Here is an 18,857-nt window from a genome sequence, read left to right on the forward strand (position 1 = left end):
CTAAATTTACCGTTTAGCTAGAATATGTAAATAACGGCCAAGCCATTTGTACGGCTCTAATTGTGAGTAGCGTAACTCCATTCTGATCACTGCATCTGGGTCGTTGTGACCGCCACGTTTGAGCGGTGCATAATCATGAAACACTCGTAAACCACTGCTACGTACCGTCTGATAATCATGCGCTTTGAGCCAAGACTCAACTTCTTCTTTGGCCACGGGATGGTTGGGGGTTAGACTTTTCTTATTGTCTGCCTTATAGTTTGTATTATCGAGTAGATTAAAATTTCCCATGATAAGGTTACGATAATCAAAGCTTGCAGGATTATAGAAGCAGACGGATAGCGCGCCACCATCTATTAAGTGCTTATCAAAAAAGTCCATGACGGCAGCGGGCTCTGCCAACCATTCGAGTAGCGCGTGCGACATAATCAAATCAAATTTTTCTGTCTCTGTCTGAGCCAGTTTTTCTTCAAGCGCTTGATAAGGGCAAACATACCAAGTGATGTCTAGCTTTTTATCAACTTTTTCTGCGCTCGCTTTTGCCTTCTCAAGCATATTCGCTGATATGTCATTGATGACTACGCTGTGACCTTGAGCAGCCAGTTCTATCGCAATTTGCGCAAGCCCTGCACCCACATCCAAGATACGTAAAGGTCGCCCAAGCGCCTCACTCATTTGTGCGCTATATTCGAAAATATCACGGCGTAATACGGCCAATCGAATCTCGCCTTTTAAACCACCATACACTTTCTTTTCAAAATGATCGGCGATAGCATCGAAGCTACGATCTGCTCGCTCGTTTTCTGCTGGTATAGAAAGGTTTGAGTCAGGCTGGCTATCTTGATGTTTAATTGTCATAAGGTATTTAGATCAATAAGTAAGAGGGTCAAATTAATAAAACTATTCAGTATTAACTAGCGTTTCAAACGTCTGTTAATTACCCATTTAAAAACGACCTTCGCTAATACAATAACGACAAATACCACGATAACAAACACCCACATACCATTGCCTTGTAGATTTTCTTGATAGGCTTTTGACAAGTATGCTGATAAAGCCATCGCGGCTAAAAGTGCTCCCCAACGGACATAAGGGACAGCGCGATTGTTATGGTTAGGAAAGCTAGCAACATAATCGCTCGAAAAGCTGTATAGCACCATTGCTAAAATCCAAACAATTGCAAGAATGATATCCATAATAAAAGTAGCCTGTTAGGTCGTTATGTAAGTGCTATAAAAGATGAGGTAGTGTAGCGTTTAGAAATTTTTTGTCCAGTATCACTAAAAAATAACCGCATCAAAGTGGTTTAAATCACCATGTGCTCATTAAAATAATATGATTTTGAAAGCTATTAGCTCATGACAAAGCAAGTTGTATGCATCGTTGGACTAGCTAAATATTCTAAGCATCTTAGTTGTTTGCCAATAGAGCTTATATGCAAACCACGTATGAGCTCTATGCTCAAGATTTTAGCGTTAAATTAAATGTCGTGTTGAACTGTAGATAGAAATATAAGTATTCACTCAATTAGTCAAAATAAATCTTGTCGAGCTGTAGCTAATGAGTATAGTATTTTTCTATTTAATATCCATCAGATATGGAGAATAAACAATGAAATCAATCAGCACAGCGCTACTCGCCCTAGTATTTGCCTTCACATCTATGAGCCAAGCCCAAGCTCGAAATACGCCTTGTTCGGGTAAAATGGGCGGGGTGTCTCATTGCTCAGCAGGTGGTAAGTTCGTCTGTAAAAATGGCAAAATCAGCCAATCAAAAAAAACCTGTCATTAGAATTATTTTAGCGTGTACGGGTAATTCAAAATATCACTGCAAATGAACCGCCTAGCTTGATTTTAATGGTACTCAGAACCCCCTAAATCAGCAAATTTGTGCTAAAATAGCTTCTTTTATTAAACATTAAAACTATCGCTATTTTCCTATTGTTTTGCACGTGTAGCAGTGTTTTTTTATGGTGTCTATTTTGGTCATGACTGCCCATTTATGTGGCAGTATTTTTATATGATCTATGGGTGCCATAAGCGATGTGTCAACGTTAGAAAAAAATGTGAGTGAAGGAGTGTATATGAGCGAATCGGTCAGTCCTATTGGCATCGTAGATGAACTAAAGCAGTCGTATTTGGATTATGCGATGAGCGTGATCGTCTCGCGTGCGCTGCCTGATGTGCGTGATGGGTTCAAACCTGTACACCGCCGCGTGATGTATGCCATGCACGTGCTATCAAACGATTATAATAAACCGTATAAAAAATCAGCACGTGTGGTCGGTGATGTTATCGGTAAGTACCATCCACATGGCGATAGTGCCGTCTATGATGCCATCGTACGTATGGCGCAGGATTTCAGCTTGCGCTATCCAATGGTTGACGGTCAAGGTAACTTTGGCTCGATCGATGATGATCCTCCGGCAGCGATGCGTTATACCGAAGTACGTATGACCAAGCTGACCCACCAAATGCTTGCTGATTTGGACAAAGATACGGTCGATTGGGAAGACAACTACGACGGCTCTGAGCGCATGCCAAGCGTGATGCCAGCGCGTATTCCTAACCTATTGGTCAATGGTGCGACGGGTATTGCTGTTGGTATGGCGACCAATATGGCCCCGCATAATCTGACCGAAGTGATCAATGCTTGTCTGGCCTATGCTGAAAACCCACAAGTTTCAGCCGAAGAGCTAATGTCGCATATCTCAGGTCCTGATTTCCCTACAGGTGGTATTATCTATGGTCGCGCGGGCATTTTAGATGCTTATCGTACGGGTAAAGGCCGTTTGCATATTCGTGGTCGTTATCATATCGAGCCGATGAGCAATTCTGGCGTTAACCGTGATCGTGAGCGCATCGTATTTACCGAAGTACCTTATCAGGCTAACAAAGCCAAGCTGATCGAGCGTATCGCAGAGCTGGTTCGTGATAAAAAAATCGAAGGCATTAGCGAGATTCGTGATGAGTCTGATAAAGACGGTATGCGTATCGCTATTGATTTGCGTCGCGGTGAGACGGCTGAAGTTATCGTTAATAACCTATTTCTACAAACGCCACTAGAGTCTAGCTTTAGTATCAATATGGTGGCGTTAGATAATGGTCAGCCAAAACTATTGACCTTGCGTCAGCTTATCGCTGCATTTGTTCGTCATCGTCAAGAGGTGGTGACGCGCCGTACGATTTATGAGTTGAACAAAGCCCGCGTTCGTGGTCATTTGCTAGAAGGTCTAACGGTCGCTCTAGCCAATATCGATGAGATTATTGCGACGATTAAAGCCTCTGCAAACCGTGGCCTAGCACGCGAAAGCCTGTTAAACAACACATGGGGTTCAGGTAGCGTCGTTGCGATGCTTACAGCTGCTGGTAGTCAGTCAGTGCGTCCTGAGTTTATCGATGGCGAAGATCCTAAAGCGCCGTTTGGTCTGATCGAAGGTGAAGAGCGTTATCGCTTGTCACTTGAGCAGGTCAATGCGATTTTAGATATGCAATTGCATCGTTTGACGGGTCTTGAGCAAGATAAATTGACCGAAGAATACCAAGACTTACTGCGTGAAATCGCACACTTAGAGTCTATTCTTGGCGATTTTGATAAGCTGATGGCGATTATCTCTAATGAAATGATCGAGATTCGTGATAACTTTGGTGATGAGCGCCGTACCGATATCATCGATTCACGTATGGACTTTAGTCGCGAAGATCTTATCCCTGAGCAAACGGTCGTCATGACAGTATCGCGTACTGGCTACGCCAAAACTCAGCCGATTGATGATTATGTTGCACAAAAACGTGGCGGTAAAGGTAAGTCTGCTACGGCAATGAAAGAAGACGATGTAATCGATCATTTAGTCGTGACATCAACGCATTCTACGGTACTGTGTTTCACTGATAGTGGACGTGTCTTTAGCTTACGTGGTTTTGAAGTACCAATTGCCAGTCGCGGTGCTCGTGGTCGTCCATTGGTCAATCTAATTGGTCTAAATAGCGACGAAACTGTTACAACCATACTACCAATTCCAAAAATTGTGGAAGATACATCAATAGTAAGTGAAGTGTCAGAAGTAAGCAATGATGACGATTCGGTAGAAGATAGCAACCAAGCAGAGCCACCTTTTGTATTCTTTGCTACTGCCAATGGTACAGTGAAGCGGGTAGAGCTGAAGCAGTTTGCCAATATTCGCTCGAACGGTTTGATTGCAGTTGGATTAGAAGACGGTGATAAATTGGTCAGCGCTCGTATTACTAATGGTAGCCAAGAAGTGATGTTGTTCGCTTCAAGTGGTAAAGCGATTCGTTTTGATGAGAATGATGCACGTGCGATGGGTCGTACGGCTAAAGGCGTCCGCGGTATGCGTCTGGCTACTGACGAATTTATCAAGTCATTAGTCGTTATCGAAGATGATGTACGTGAAATTCTGATTGCTTGTGAAAACGGCTTTGGTAAACGTACCTTCATTGATGAGTTCAATACACAAAATCGTGGCGGTGGCGGTGTGATCGCTATCAAGACTAGTGAACGTAATGGCGCACTAGTACGAGCGACCAAGGTTGACTCTACCGATGATATTATTCTAATCTCTGATAAAGGCACATTGGTTCGTACCCCAGTTGAGCATGTCGCTAGCTCTGGTCGTAATACGCAAGGCGTAACATTGATTCGTCTGTCAAAAGATGAAAAACTGGTTGCTATGGCGCGTGTTGAGCACGAAGAGAGCGATGATGAGCTTATCGATGCCATGAGAGAAGACGGTACGTTTGAGGTAGAAGGTCAAGAGCAGATAGATATTGATGCGACAACTGACAATGCTGCAACTACTGACGTCGATGATGTGATTGATATTGCAAACGATCATAAACCAAATGACAATCTATAATAGACTAACTATGCATAAGACGATGACGAGTAATAGTCTTGGTAGTTAGCTTTTCAGTCTAGTCTCTTAGCATTTTTCTAGAAAAAAGCCTCTGACGTTATCGTCGGAGGCTTTTGTTTTTTAATTATCATTTTTTCAATACTGTAAATAAGGTTCTATTTTTTAAGGCTGTTGTTATGCTTACGACCAATCAAACTTTTCAGGGAACTGTTGCTTCGGTATCATCGAGCTTTTTATTCTCGATGATGTTTTTGTTTGGACTGTTTATGCTGCCCTTAACAGGGACGCAGGTAGCATCATGGCGTGTGCTCATGATGTTGCTCAGTTTGGTGATATTGGTCAGTTTGACTAAGCAGTGGCAACGTGTTTTTGATTATATAAAGACGCTAAAGACAATCAAGGAGTGGCTAATATTTATACTGCCAGCGCCAATCCTAGGTGGGCAGATTTGGTTATTTATGTGGGCACCGGTCAATGGGTTTGGTCTCGATGTTACCTTGGGTTATTTCTTATTGCCGCTAGTGATGATTGTGCTTGGTCGATTCTTTTACCATGAGTATATGAGCATCTTGCAATGGGTTGCCGCGATATTTGCAGCACTCGGTATCGGTTACGATATTGTGCAATATGGATCGGTATCTTGGGTGACACTGTTTGTATGCTTGGGTTATCCACCGTATTATCTGCTACGGCGCACCCTTTCTGTACCGCCCATTACGGGGTTGTTGTTTGATTTGACGCTGTTGACACCAGTCGTGCTCATCGTGCTCTACATGACAGGCGGTTTTGATGTTGCGGCGCAAGACATGAAGTTTTGGTATCTGTTGCCGCTGCTTGGTGCTTTTAGTGCGCTTGCGATGTCGCTGACGATGATTGCCAGTAGCAAGTTGCCAGTATCACTATTTGGGGCGCTAAGTTATATCGAGCCGATGCTGTTATTCGTATTGTCTATTACTATTTTGAGTCAAAGCCTTGAAGAAGGTGGTTCACTCTTTATGTACGGCATGATTACGCTTGCGCTACTGGTCATGATGGCTGATAGCGTAAAAGGCTATCTCGTTCGTCAGCGTAATGACCGCTTGCACGGCTATAGAGAGCTTCAAATTGGCGGCTTTCCACCGCGTCGTCATTTTATCAATCAGCGTATCGATGGCGTGCTAAAAGCCCATCGTTTTCGTAAGATTCGTCGTTATCAAAAGAAGATGGATAAGATACAGCAAAAAATCCAACAACTTGATGCAAAATAAGCACTTACCTGTATTAAATTTACTCAATTTAAAAGTTTAGACACTAGATGAACAGTGGCATTGCTTATTCATTCTGACTTTGACATAATGCCGACCATGATGTAAGCCTAATACATCAAAAGCGTTCAACTTAGATTGCGCGACGACCTTATATGCAAAAGCCTCAGACGTTCTCGTCTGAGGCTTTTGTTTTTTTTAAAAATTGCCATGGATGTGCCCCAATCTTTAAAGGCTGTTGTGATGCTGACTACTAACCAAACCTCGCAGGGTACAATCACTGCTGTCGCTGCAAATTTTTTATACTCATTGCTGTTCTTATTTGGTCTACTGCTGCAACCATTATCAGGTACGCAAGTCGCTTCGTGGCGCGTGCTGACAATGTTTTTTAGTCTAGTACTGCTGGTCAGCGTACTAAAGCAGTGGCAGCACATTTTTGATTATCTAAAAACACTAAAGAACGCAAAAGAATGGTTTTTATTTATACTACCCACACCGATTTTGGGCGCGCAAATCTGGATATTTATGTGGGCGCCAGTCAATGGCTTAGGGCTTGAGGTAACGTTGGGTTATTTCCTATATCCGATGATTATGATCGTTGTTGGCAGGTTCTTTTACAACGAAGACATGAGCTTACTTCAGTGGGCTGCTATCGTATGTGCAGGTCTTGGTATCGCTTACGATATTTTTGAGTATGGTGCTATTTCTTGGGCGACTTTATTTGTTTGCTTGGGTTATCCTCCTTATTATCTACTACGCCGTAAGCTTGCAGTACCGCCTATTACTGGTTTGATTTCAGACCTTGTATTGTTATTGCCAGTGGTATTGGTCGCGCTGTATATGAATGGCGGTTTTGAAGTAGCACTCACCAACCACAAGCTTTGGTATCTGCTGCCGTTATTAGGCATTATCAGTACCGCTGCGATGTCATTGACGATGGTAGCGAGTCAGAAGCTGCCTGTCTCACTATTTGGGACTTTATGCTACCTTGAGCCAATATTCTTGTTCATATTCTCAATCGCAATTTTAGATCGTAACTTACATGATGGTGGCTCCATGCTGATGTACAGCATGATCTTTATCGCACTGCTGATTATGATTGCTGATAGCGCGCTGGGCTATATGGCGCGTAAACGTGAAGACCGCTTACATGGCTACAATGAGCCACAAGTAGGCAGTTTTCCACCACGTCGCCGCCTGAAAAATCGCCGTATCAAAGGCGTGCTAATCGCGCATCGATTTCGTCAGATCAAAAAATATCAGCAAAAGATAGATAAAATGACGCGCAAGATTGAAGCATTGCATTTAGATTGATGCCAAAGAGTACACCGTCTGAGATAGTATCTATTCGGTAGGCATTGTTTTCCAGTATGTCTGCCAACTCACAGTATTAAAGAAGTACAAATTACGCTATTATCGAGAGCAGTAGTGCCACGATCGAGTGAACGTATGGCGCTATATCTGAGATATTATGGCTGATTTACTACAATATATAACTAGGACGGTTTATGTTACATCTTCATCATTTAGCAAACTCGCGCTCGTTTCGTATTATCTGGCTGTTAGAAGAGCTCGGCGCCGATTATAAACTGACTTGCTATGAGCGCAACAAGGCATACCGTGCTCCTGATAGCTTAAAGCAAGTGCATCCAATTGGTAATGCACCGATATTAGAAGCGGACGATCGTGTGCTGATTGAATCAGGATTCATTATTGAATATCTGATTAAGCATTACGACAAAGAAAAGCAGTTCAAACCTGATGATAATAACGAAGCAGCGTGGGAAGCCTATACGTTTTGGTTACACTTTGCAGAGGCTTCATTGATGCCATTGTTGGTCATGCGCTTGGTATTCACAAAAGTGGTGTCTCAGTCGCCAATGCTAATCAAACCTATCAGCAAAAAAATCCAAGGTCAGATTGAAAAAAACATGATCAGTAGCGGTTTGGAGAAGATGCTAGATATGATGGAGCGTCATCTACATGAAAATCACTGGTTTGCAGGTAGTGAATTTAGCGCCGCTGATATTCAAATGCATCTTGCGGTCCTGGGTGCCAATGCTGGTGCAGGTTTAGATCAGAGTAAATATACCAATCTTTTGAACTGGCTCAAACGCTGCGAAGAAAGAGATGCCTTTAAGCGAGCAGAAAAAAAGGGCGGCCGTCTGAATTTTTAGAGGATACTGTTATAATCATCTCTCAACGCTTAAGTAGCCATGTAGACCAAAGGCTTTGTTTATGAATAAACAAAGCCTTTTTTAGGATAATGTTATGACAGATCTAAACACCTCGAATAAAGACCATCTGAAGCAAGATAGCCTAGATAAAGATGACAATCGGTCAGTAACTCAAACGTCACTTAATAAGCAAGATACCAGTATGCAAGAAAATAATAGACAACAGATTAATAGTCAGCAAGTCTCTATCAAGTCGTGGTCACAGAAAATTCTAGTGGTCATTCTGTGTGCAGCGAGCTTTTATGGTGGCTGGAAATCTTACGAATCAAATATGGTAAATGAGTGCACCGCCAATGGTGGACAAATGGTTGAAGGTCAAAAGACCATGATATGCCAACTGTCATAGCTAGGACATACTCTTCGTTTATTTTATTTCTGTTATTGATTTAGGATGAAGAGATGCTCTCGTACCTCTGAGCCAGTACTCCTGATAAATAAAAGGCAACATTATGCTAAAGCTAACCTTTTTGGGTACGTCCGCGGGTGTACCGACCAAACAGCGTAATGTGACTGCACTGGCAATAGAGTGTCTGAATCCGCATACCTCTGGCGTACAGCAAGGAAGTCGTCAACAGAACACTCAGAGTAAGAAGTCGCGTCCATGGGTGCTGATTGATTGTGGTGAAGGCACACAGCAGCAATTGCTACATACCAAGCTCTCCTTACATCAATTGGCTGCTATTTGCATCACCCATGTGCATGGTGACCATTGCTACGGTCTGCCAGGGCTATTAGCAAGCGCTGCTATGTCAGGACGTCGTGAGCCATTAACTTTGATTGCCCCAAAAGCGATTGCTACTTTGCTTGATGCCATTACCGCCACTACAGAGCTGTATCTACCTTTTGCTCTCGATTTTATAGCGATTGAAGAGGTGTTAGCTGAGCAAGGTGATACGAACAAGGTTAACATTAGCTTAAGCGACCAACATCAGCTTGATATTGATATCACGCTGCTCTCACATCGGGTTGCTTCTCATGCCTTTGGTATTACTCAGACTATTAGCCACCGCATCCTTAATACAGATAAGCTTGTGGCAGATGGTATTCCAGCAAGTGCACTATGGGGCAAGTTACAGCAAGGCGAAGATGTCACGACTGAGGATAATAGACAATTGTACTCAGTAGATTATGTTGACAATGAGATACAGCGGACGCGAATAGTGGTGGCAGGAGACAATGATACGCCAAATTTGTTAAGCGAAGCCGTTGTCGATGCGGATTTATTGGTGCATGAAGCCACTTATACGCATGAGGTCATGATGGCTATTCAAGCCAGAAACCCTGACTATGACCCAATGCATAGCAGTGCGCATGTGGTGGGCATATTCGCGCAAAAGATGAAACTGAAAAACATCATTTTGACCCACTTTAGCGCTCGCTATCAGAACTTTGATAATACAGATAGCGAAACGCCAAATATGGCATATATTCGCTTAGATACGCAAAGTGTCTATCAAGGCAATCTATGGCTGGCAGAAGATTTTGACCAATATATGGTCAATGGTGCTGTTGAATTGGCAGATAATCAAAAGGACTGTCAAGAAGAGAATCGCGTGCAGTATATAGGCTCTGCACGCAGTGATTAGACATGGCTAAGCTTAGATATGATTTAGCGTTAAATATGACCTAGCGCTTACTGTCTTCGATAGCCAATTGTGTTTTACCACTCCAAAAGCGGCTGAACTGGTAAGCGACTCGTCCTGAGCGACCACCACGTTCTGAGGCCCAACGTAGCGCATCCTTTCTGATCTTATCAGGCATAGACTGACTTTCCAAAATGTCCTTAGCATCACTATCCATATCAGCTGAGATTTTTTGCTGCTCTAAATTTAGATAGTGCTGAACAATATGCAGATAAGTCTGCTGATCCATAGGATGGAAGGTGAGGGACAAACCGAACCGATCTGACAATGATACGGTCTCATCAATGGCCTCATAAGGATTGACTTCATCCGTCTGCCCATTGTAGATATCGACATTGTCTTTCATCATCTGCGGTAGCAAGCGACGGCGATTACTGGTGGCGTAGACCAGTAGTTTGTCTTGCTCAGAGTCTAGCGAGCCATCGAGCACGCTCTTTAGCGCACGATAGCTTTCGTCTTGACCATTAAAAGCGAGGTCATCACAGTATACGATATAGCGGCAATGACAATCTGCTGGTAGGGCATTAATGGCAGCACGAATCTTATCCAATACTTGCAGATCATCGCGGGCAACCTCAATAATACGCAAGCCTTCACTATGGTGAGCTTGTAGCAAAGCGCGAATCAATGATGATTTACCGGCACCGCGTGTACCTGACATCAATACATGGTTGGCAGGGTAACCTTTAATAAACTGACGGGTGTTCTGTACCAACTTTGATTTTTGCGTATCGATACCATGCAAGTCATCTAAGCTCAAAAACAGGTTGACTGATAAAGCTTGCAGGTGACCAGTGCGTCCACCAACCCAGCGATAAGCAAGCTGGCTCGGATCGATTTCAATAGTTGGTGTGACTCGCTCTTGTATGTACTGACTGAGTAAGTCTAACAAAGGTGCGGGTAGGGCATAAGTGGGTTGATCAGATGGCGTGGTTGGGATAGTTGGTTGTGACATAGTGGCTCTAGCATTAAGGTTGTCTTTAATACCATACCCAAAAATACAATCAACGCTGCTGAAATTTCAGTGCCTACAATCTTAGTACCTATTAATCGTAGTACTTGTAATCATTATTCGCGTTATTATTATCTTTGGAAATGATACGAATGAGAAGGCTGTAATCTCACTATATTATGAGAAACAATACCATGGAAAATAGTGCCAGTAATCCGTCTATTACGCAAGCCTTGCAAGCGCAGGCGATGCAGCTATTGCCCATTATTACCCAAGAACTGGACGCACAATATTTTAGGGAGATAGTGCATCAACGTATTGCTCAGCAAAGCACAGAACAAACGCAAGATATCAAAACGCAACATATCGATAAGACTTACTTCCAAGGGCTAACACGTGCCCAGCATCCGCAATTTGGTAGCGTGATGATTAAATGGCAGTTGAGTGATGGCGCTTATCCTATCGCTTCTGATTTAACTCATGAAGCGGATGTTTTAGCTGCTGTAAATGCTTCATTAAAAATCAAAGATAATGCTATCGCACCGCCGCTATTGGCGCATCATTGTCTAAAAGTCCAAATACTAGAGAAGTTGCAACACCTAGTTATAGTGGTCATGCCTTATTATACTAATGGTAGCTTGGCGAGTCAGCTGACCGCTTCAAAACACCTGTCATTGATAACGTCACAAAAGCATCATTTCATCACTCGGGCTGCATACTTGATAGCCAATTTGCATCAGGCTGGCTGGCTACATAATGATATTAAACCTAGTAATATTTTGCTTGAAGGTTTTGACGATGAGTGGCCAGCAGATACTATGAGTAACGATCTGGCCCCTAGATTATTACTTACTGATTTTGCTTTATCACAATGTATGACGGTGGCTAATAGCCAACCAAATCCTGCTGGCACACCAGCGTATCTTGCACCTGAGCGTTGGCAAGGTCAGAGTGCAACTATACAGAGTGATATCTACGCGTTTGGCGTAATGATGGTTGAGATACTAACAGGCAAGCGCCCGTTTCAGCTAAGCGCCAATAGCAATGATAAATTAAGAGTGTGGGCGATTCAGCATTGCCAACAACCTATTCCAACGTTGTCAGCAGAATATAGTCACTATCAATGTATTGTTGACAAAGTATTGACGAAGCGGGAAGAGAGACGATATCAGGACATAGATAAGATATTGATAGATTTGAAGTTATTAGACAACAGCTGAATTTATTATTTTATTTTAAAAAGTGATTGTTTGTAGTATTCACATATTACCTAGTCGTTGTTTTTTATGTTTGAATGGATATTCAGGCTCATTTTAAGCGAAGTCGCTATAAACTAATTTGGGTTCCCATATTTCATTACAATACAGTGAGAATATCATGGCTAAAGTACTTATCATTACCGGTGATTTTGTTGAAGACTATGAAAACATGGTTCCGTTCCAAGCACTACTAGCAATGGGGCATGAGGTTGATGCGGTATGCCCAGATAAAGTGGCAGGTGATAGCATTGCTACCTCAATACACGACTTCGAAGGTGATCAAACTTATACCGAAAAACGCGGTCATAATTTTGTCCTTAATGCATCTTTTGCCGATATCAATGTAGAAGACTACGATGCTTTGTATTTACCAGGTGGACGTGCACCAGAATACTTGCGCTTGAATGCTAAGGTCATTGCAATGATTCAGCATTTCGCAAATACTGATAAACCGATTGCCTCAGTTTGCCATGGGCCACAAATGCTGACGGCTGCTGGCGTATTGAAGGGTAAAAAAGTATCTGCTTATCCTGCGTGTCAGCCAGAAATAGAAATGGCTGGCGCTGAGTATATCGAGTTACCTATGGATGGCGCTATTACAGATGGCCAACTGGTAACGGCACCTGCATGGCCCGCCCACCCAGCGATGCTAAAGCAGTTTGTTGCCTTGCTATAAGCGTTAATTCGGGTCTGTTGAACGTTCAATAGACCCTAGTATCGAGAGAGGATGTATATATGTGCCAACTTTTTATTAGTGCTGACGACAGCTTGTGGAGCTCTAAAACCAAATCACTTCGAATTCAGGGCGTTGTCACTTCAATTCGTTTAGAAATGTTTTTTTGGGATATATTAGAAGAGTTGTCATTTCGCGATCAAATGACAGTCAATCAGCTGATTACCAAGCTATACCTTGAATCTCTCGATGCTGATCATGACATTGGCAATTTCACCTCTTTTTTAAGAGTTTGTTGTTCTCGTTATTTATCTTTAATAGCAGATGGCGATCTTTCCCGCGAAACAAGATTACCTTTAGAAAAAGTCGATGCGAAAAATATCATTGAACGTGAAACCCTTCGTAAAAATCAACGTAGTGCTTTATTCAATGATAGTGAGGAAAACCTTTCTATTAATTAGTTCTGTCTATGGCAAGTACATTAAAGCATTGATGCAGCGGGTAAGTAAGTGCCATCAGAGTATGGAGGAAGTGTTAAAGGATTTAGAAAAGAAGATTAATGCTCTTGATGAGGTATTTTATAGTTTTAATACCAAATTCCAGACACAAAAAAACCTGCTAAAAGCAGGTTTTGATATTTGGTCTAAGATGTACTATCCGAAAATGGTGGGGCTGGAGAGACTCGAACTCTCACACCTTGCGGCGCCAGAACCTAAATCTGGTGCGTCTACCAATTCCGCCACAGCCCCATTTTCGTTACTCTATCATCAAAAGCTATGTAGATAGTTAACTGATTCGGTAGTGCGTCTCAGTGGTTGGCTATTATATAGAGTTTTAATTGTTTGGCAACCCCTATTTGCAATTATTTTTAATTATTTATCATTTATTTTCGATATTAATTTTAAGTAATTGATATTAATAATAATTTATTATCGTGTTTTATGCGTTTCTTTATTCTTTAGTTGGTACTCTAGGGGCAGAAATATCCAACTGCTGCAATTTGCGCGTCAGAGTATTGCGTCCCCAACCAAGTAAGCTCGCTGCCTCTATCTTTTTGCCGCCGCTATGATTGAGTGCTGCTGTTAATAAAACGCGCTCAAACTCAGGGGTTGCTGTTTGCAAAATATCAGTTTCACCCATGCTTAACGACTGCTCAGCCCAATCAGCCAATGCTTGCTGCCAACTTTGGTTTTTAGGCAACGGGCTACTTTGCCCATTTTGATGACTGTTTAACGAACTGCCATTTAATACATCGCCATTTTGTACCAAATGCTTTTGAGCCTCTTCTTCTGCTGCGACGTGCTCTTCATAAAGCACCGTATTAGGTGAGATGTTTTCAAGTAGCTCTGGTGGCAAGTCTGTCGCCATCACCGTATCACCAGTGGCCATCACCGTGAGCCACAAGCAGACGTTTTCTAATTGACGTACATTACCGCGCCAGTCGAATGTCTGCATGATTTGCAATGCGGCAGGATGGAGATGCTTCGGGGTGGTACTCATTTGCTCTGCGGCAGACTGCATAAAGTAAAGGGCTAATGCAGGAATGTCTTCGGGGCGTGTACGTAGTGGTGGTAGGGGTAACCGAATAACATTGAGGCGATAAAACAAATCTTCGCGGAATCGGCTCTGTTTTACCAGCTCTTCTAAGTTTTGGTGGGTGGCTGCGATGATACGCACGTCGACCTTGATTGGCTGCTGACCACCAACACGATAAAACTCACCATTGGCCAGTACGCGTAACAGCCGTGTCTGAGTGCTAAAAGGCATGTCACCGATTTCATCTAGAAATAGAGTACCGCCGTCTGCCTGCTCAAAACGGCCTTGACGCATCGTTGTTGCACCAGTGAACGCGCCTTTTTCATGACCGAATAGCTCAGACTCGATCAAGTCATGTGGTATGGCTGCCATATTGAGGGCAATAAACGGTTGCTGTTTACGCGGGGAGTGTTGATGTAAAGCACTGGCCACCAACTCTTTACCTGTTCCAGACTCTCCAGTGATTAAGACGGAAATGGGAGATTGTGCCAACCTGCCAATAGCACGAAACACCGTTTGCATGGCTGGAGACTGTCCAATGATGCCGCTAGGGTTCCCATTATCTTTGGTTACGCCGGCGCCTTTGTTCTTATTTTCTTTAGTTGTCTTACTAGAAGATGCTGCTTTAGGTTTTATCAGGTCTTCGGTAGACGTGTCAGACGTTGTATTGGTATTGGGTTTCTCTGAAAAGGGAACAGAAGTTGTTTCTAAATTGGGCTGATAATTGATGGCTTTATAAATCGTTGCAACCGCATCATCTAAGTCAAAAGGCTTGGGTAGGTATTCAAAAGCACCAGTCTGATAGCTATTGATAGCAGAGGTCAGGTCTGAATGTGCCGTCATAATTACGATTGGCATTTTAGGGAAATGCTGATGGACCCAGTCGCTAAAAGACAATCCATCCATCATTGGCATACGAATATCGGTCAATATGACGTCTGGTAATTGCTCGGCTGACTCTTGCTGTTTTAAAACATCATTAAGGCGAGTCCATGCTGCTTGTGCTTGAGTAAAACTGATAACGGTCAATCCAGCATCTTCAAACGTGTCGGCCAACACCATACGTAGGGCTGCATCGTCATCGATTAACCACAATGTTGCAGGGTGGTCGCTGGGTGCATTATTCACAGTTACTATTTGTGATTGTGTTGATTGATCATCGCTTTTAGGTTGGAGGTCGTCGCTATATTCAGTCATGTATTGGGCCTAATCAGCAATTATTGATGGTAAGTTGGGGATTGGGAGTTGAGTGTTATGAAATTTAGCAGCTTTTAATTCATAAATTCATAATTTGTTTTATGTCTCAGTGATGGGTTGAGTAAATGGTAGGTATAACGTAAATCGGGTTTGCTTATCTTCTTGCTCTTTTGTCGAGCTCACATCAATCATACCATGATGATGACTGATAATATCTTGGACGATGGATAATCCAAGACCTGTACCGGCTGCACGGCTAGTGACCATCGGGAAAAATATCTGACCAATCAGGGCTGGGTCAATACCTGAGCCATTATCAGTAATAGTGATTTGCATCACTTGCTTGTGCTGCTGTCCGACGATTGTATGCTGAAAGGCAACCCGCGTTTGGATATGCAATGTCGGTTGATAGTCAGAATTGCTCTCAGTTTGCATAGTAGCTTGTGCTGATTCTTGAGACTCTGAGATTTTATTCTGTTGTAGTGTTTGTTCGAACTCAGTCATCGACTCACAGGCATTATTAATAAGGTTTAAAAACACTTGAATCAGCTGATCTTTGTCAGCGCACAACTCTGGCAATGATAAATCATAATCACGCTGTAACACTACCTGTGGATACTGATTGGTCACTAAGGTTAAGACATGCTCTAGGGGCTCGTGGATATTAAGCGTTTGCCAGTTTGGTAGTTGATTGGAACCCAGAAGCTGCCCAATAAGATGGGTCAATCGATCAGTTTCTGAAATAATAATGTCCGTATAGTTGCGCAGCTTTTGATTCATTTTTTGCAAATCATGCTGCGTATCAATGTTAGTAGTTGTCAAAGCATTATCAACACTAGAGGTGCTAGTAGTAGATGCGTCACTGAATTTAATAAACTGCCGTTGCAACAGCTGTGCTGCCCCGCGAATACCAGCAAGAGGGTTTTTTATTTCATGTGCCACCGATCGCAGCATATGACGGGCCACTGTATACTGCTGTTGCTGGCGCTGCTCCTCAGAGATACGACTTTGACGATCTTTGCCCCACATCTCGATAATAAAATAAGGCTGCTGTTCATAGATGACTGGCGTGACGCTATAGTCGACTGACAATGATAAATTACCGTTTAGCGGTGTTTTTATGATGTGGTCATGATCGATAAAAGGCTGTTGGTAGTTCTGCGCTTGCACAAAACGCTCGGTCAAAGAGTAAGCTGGCTCGCTTAAAGGCTCATTTTCATTTATATCACCACTATCATTATTGAGAGATGCAATATCTTTAGTCTTCAATTCATCGGGTGCTAGCAGTGTCAAGATTGATTGATTGATTAGTCTACCGCTACTAATGGCAAGTAGCTGCTCGGCTTGAGCATTCAACCGTGTGATTGATAGCTCATCGTTGACCCATAAAATAGCGGTGAATAAATGCTGAGATATAAATGCGAGGTCGGGGGTTGTTTTGGCGGTTATAAAATCAGCGTTCATCAGTAGGGCCCAAAAAAGTCAGATGCTTGAGATAATATTTAACCACAAATCAAGACTATAGAGCGGCAAAACTGGTGATTTTTGCAAAAAAAACGTACAATGCGCTCAGCCAATTTATCTCTAGCAAGGTCAGCCATGTCCAAAACTTCTACCGAGTCAGTGAATACGACAGCAACAGCTCCTCTATCTGCCGTAAAAGACACTGCCACTATCTTCAATCCTGCCGCGCCTACCATAGTACAAGCGCAGAGTCAGGCAGATGCCAGTCAAACAGATACTAAACAACCTTACCATCATAAAGCCAACCACAACCAAAACCGTAGTGTAGCCCAAAGCAGCGATGTTACGACTGCCAATGCGACTGCTACGATGCCAGTTAGTGCAGCGCCAAAGATTGGTTTTGTGTCACTAGGTTGTCCAAAAGCATTGGTGGATAGTGAGCGTATTATCACTGAGCTAAGCCGTGACGGCTATCAAGTAGCCAGCGATTATGACGGTGCTGACCTGGTCGTGGTAAACACTTGCGGCTTTATTGAGTCAGCGGTACAAGAGTCGCTCGATGCGATCGGCGAGGCCATTAGCAAAAACGGTAAAGTGATTGTCACTGGCTGCTTAGGTAAAGAAGCGGACAAAATCCGCGAGATGCATCCAGCTGTATTAGCAGTGACGGGCGCGCATGCCTATGACGAAGTGATTACCGCAGTATCGCAGCACGTGCCTAAGCCAAATCGCAGTCAGGACGCCAACTATGATCCAAAAATAGATTTGATTAATGAAGCGGGTATCAAACTGACCCCAAGTCATTATGCTTATCTAAAGATATCAGAAGGCTGTAATCACCGTTGTACGTTTTGCATTATCCCAAGCTTGCGCGGTGATTTGGTATCGCGCCCGATTGATAATGTGATGAACGAAGCACTGGCACTCAAAAAAGCTGGCGTGAAAGAATTACTTATCATCTCGCAAGATACCTCGGCATATGGTCTTGACCTAAAGTATAAAACCAGTTTTTGGAATGGCATGCCGCTCAAGTCTAAGTTTTATGACTTATGCCAAGCATTGAACGATTTGGGCATTTGGGTTCGCTTGCATTATGTCTATCCGTATCCACATGTAGACAAAGTCGTTGAGTTGATGGGTGAGAAGAAACTGCTTCCTTATCTAGATATTCCGTTCCAGCATGCTAGTCATCGTATCCTAAAAGCGATGAAACGTCCTGCGCATAGCGAAAACACTTTGGCCCGTATCAAAGCGTGGCGTGATATCTGTCCTGATATCGTGATTCGTTCGACCTTTGTGGTTGGCTTCCCTGGCGAGACAGAAGAAGATTTTCAGTGCTTGCTTGATTGGTTAGTTGAAGCACGTCTCGATCGCGTGGGCGCATTTACTTATTCAGAAGTAGAAGGCGCAGTGGCCAACGACTTGCCTGATCATGTGCCTGAAGACGTCAAGCAGTCTCGCTATGAGCGACTAATGGCGCTACAGCAAGATATTTCAGCGCAAAAGCTACAAGAAAAAGTCGGTAAAACCTTAACGGTATTGGTCGATGAAATTGATAGCGATGAAAATATTGCTATCTGCCGTAGTTATGCTGATGCACCTGAAATTGATGGTCATGTCTATGTTGATGACATCAACGCTCAAGTTAAAGTAGGGCAGTTCTTAACCGTGACTATCGATGATGCTAGCGAATACGATCTATTCGCCAGTTATCAAGGCTAGATATCCAATAAGATATGCGAGTGAAAATTGCCCAATGGCGGGCAGTTTTTGCTA

General features: G+C 43.0%; 16 protein-coding genes and 1 tRNA gene. 11 read left to right on the plus strand and 6 right to left on the minus strand.

Going from position 1 to position 18,857, the window contains the following annotated elements; all coding sequences use genetic code 11:
* Positions 1 to 6 precede the first annotated feature (6 nt).
* Together ACQKCP_RS00545 and ACQKCP_RS00550 are read right to left on the minus strand one after the other, a co-directional pair.
* Positions 7 to 858, minus strand: coding sequence for a methyltransferase domain-containing protein (locus ACQKCP_RS00545; protein WP_427610887.1), 852 nt, complete (start codon positions 856 to 858; stop codon positions 7 to 9).
* A 56-nt stretch (positions 859 to 914) separates the two neighbouring features.
* Positions 915 to 1,196, minus strand: a complete 282-nt coding sequence (locus tag ACQKCP_RS00550; protein ID WP_165598548.1) for a hypothetical protein — start codon at positions 1,194 to 1,196, stop codon at positions 915 to 917.
* 415 nt (positions 1,197 to 1,611) lie between these two features.
* Here ACQKCP_RS00550 and ACQKCP_RS00555 point away from each other — a divergent pair, with 415 nt between their 5' ends.
* The 7 genes from ACQKCP_RS00555 (at position 1,612) to ACQKCP_RS00585 (ending at position 9,943) form a co-directional block, all read left to right on the plus strand.
* Positions 1,612 to 1,791 (plus strand): hypothetical protein, encoded by a 180-nt coding sequence (locus ACQKCP_RS00555; protein WP_427610888.1) that lies wholly within the window; start codon positions 1,612 to 1,614, stop codon positions 1,789 to 1,791.
* Positions 1,792 to 2,083: 292 nt separating this feature from the next.
* A complete protein-coding gene (gene gyrA / locus ACQKCP_RS00560) occupies positions 2,084 to 4,876 on the plus strand; it encodes a DNA gyrase subunit A (protein ID WP_427610889.1) in 2,793 nt (930 codons plus the stop codon).
* Between the two features lie 176 nt (positions 4,877 to 5,052).
* Positions 5,053 to 6,123 (plus strand): EamA family transporter RarD, encoded by a 1,071-nt coding sequence (rarD, locus tag ACQKCP_RS00565; RefSeq protein ID WP_427610890.1) that lies wholly within the window; start codon positions 5,053 to 5,055, stop codon positions 6,121 to 6,123.
* Between the two features lie 240 nt (positions 6,124 to 6,363).
* Positions 6,364 to 7,434: an EamA family transporter RarD gene (gene rarD / locus ACQKCP_RS00570; protein ID WP_427610891.1), complete on the plus strand. Its 1,071-nt coding sequence runs from the start codon at positions 6,364 to 6,366 to the stop codon at positions 7,432 to 7,434.
* A gap of 194 nt (positions 7,435 to 7,628) precedes the next feature.
* The gene (locus tag ACQKCP_RS00575; RefSeq protein WP_057759100.1) at positions 7,629 to 8,297 is read left to right on the plus strand and encodes a glutathione S-transferase; all 669 of its coding nucleotides are present in this window, start codon (positions 7,629 to 7,631) and stop codon (positions 8,295 to 8,297) included.
* 94 nt (positions 8,298 to 8,391) lie between these two features.
* Complete coding sequence (locus ACQKCP_RS00580) at positions 8,392 to 8,703, plus strand: hypothetical protein (RefSeq protein ID WP_427610892.1); 312 nt, start codon at positions 8,392 to 8,394, stop codon at positions 8,701 to 8,703.
* Positions 8,704 to 8,806: 103 nt separating this feature from the next.
* Positions 8,807 to 9,943, plus strand: a complete 1,137-nt coding sequence (locus ACQKCP_RS00585) for a ribonuclease Z (RefSeq protein ID WP_427610893.1) — start codon at positions 8,807 to 8,809, stop codon at positions 9,941 to 9,943.
* Between the two features lie 40 nt (positions 9,944 to 9,983).
* Here ACQKCP_RS00585 and ACQKCP_RS00590 read toward each other — a convergent pair whose 3' ends face one another.
* Positions 9,984 to 10,955 (minus strand): ATP-binding protein, encoded by a 972-nt coding sequence (locus tag ACQKCP_RS00590; protein ID WP_427610894.1) that lies wholly within the window; start codon positions 10,953 to 10,955, stop codon positions 9,984 to 9,986.
* A gap of 191 nt (positions 10,956 to 11,146) precedes the next feature.
* Between ACQKCP_RS00590 and ACQKCP_RS00595 the strand changes: the two genes are divergently transcribed.
* The 3 genes from ACQKCP_RS00595 (at position 11,147) to ACQKCP_RS00605 (ending at position 13,345) form a co-directional block, all read left to right on the plus strand.
* Positions 11,147 to 12,172, plus strand: a complete 1,026-nt coding sequence (locus ACQKCP_RS00595; RefSeq protein WP_427610895.1) for a serine/threonine protein kinase — start codon at positions 11,147 to 11,149, stop codon at positions 12,170 to 12,172.
* Positions 12,173 to 12,326: 154 nt separating this feature from the next.
* On the plus strand, positions 12,327 to 12,887 hold the full coding sequence (locus ACQKCP_RS00600; RefSeq protein WP_427611649.1) for a DJ-1/PfpI family protein: 561 nt from the start codon (positions 12,327 to 12,329) through the stop codon (positions 12,885 to 12,887).
* Between the two features lie 59 nt (positions 12,888 to 12,946).
* Positions 12,947 to 13,345 (plus strand): ribbon-helix-helix domain-containing protein, encoded by a 399-nt coding sequence (locus ACQKCP_RS00605; RefSeq protein WP_427610896.1) that lies wholly within the window; start codon positions 12,947 to 12,949, stop codon positions 13,343 to 13,345.
* Positions 13,346 to 13,548: 203 nt separating this feature from the next.
* Here ACQKCP_RS00605 and ACQKCP_RS00610 read toward each other — a convergent pair.
* The 3 genes from ACQKCP_RS00610 to ACQKCP_RS00620 all read right to left on the minus strand — a co-directional run bounded on the left by ACQKCP_RS00610 (position 13,549) and on the right by ACQKCP_RS00620 (position 17,081).
* Positions 13,549 to 13,633, minus strand: a tRNA-Leu gene (locus ACQKCP_RS00610).
* Between the two features lie 202 nt (positions 13,634 to 13,835).
* Entirely contained in the window at positions 13,836 to 15,617 is a 1,782-nt protein-coding gene (locus ACQKCP_RS00615; RefSeq protein WP_427610897.1) for a sigma 54-interacting transcriptional regulator, read from the minus strand.
* 99 nt (positions 15,618 to 15,716) lie between these two features.
* Positions 15,717 to 17,081, minus strand: coding sequence for a two-component system sensor histidine kinase NtrB (locus tag ACQKCP_RS00620; protein WP_427610898.1), 1,365 nt, complete (start codon positions 17,079 to 17,081; stop codon positions 15,717 to 15,719).
* 135 nt (positions 17,082 to 17,216) lie between these two features.
* On the opposite strand from ACQKCP_RS00620, the gene rimO reads away from it, so the two are divergent.
* Positions 17,217 to 18,803 carry a 30S ribosomal protein S12 methylthiotransferase RimO gene (gene rimO, locus ACQKCP_RS00625; protein WP_427610899.1) on the plus strand — a complete coding sequence of 529 codons (1,587 nt, stop codon included), beginning with the start codon at positions 17,217 to 17,219 and terminating at the stop codon, positions 18,801 to 18,803.
* Positions 18,804 to 18,857 lie beyond the last annotated feature (54 nt).

The sequence above is a fragment of the Psychrobacter sp. NPDC078631 genome, assembly GCF_050268165.1.
Lineage (GTDB): Bacteria > Pseudomonadota > Gammaproteobacteria > Pseudomonadales > Moraxellaceae > Psychrobacter.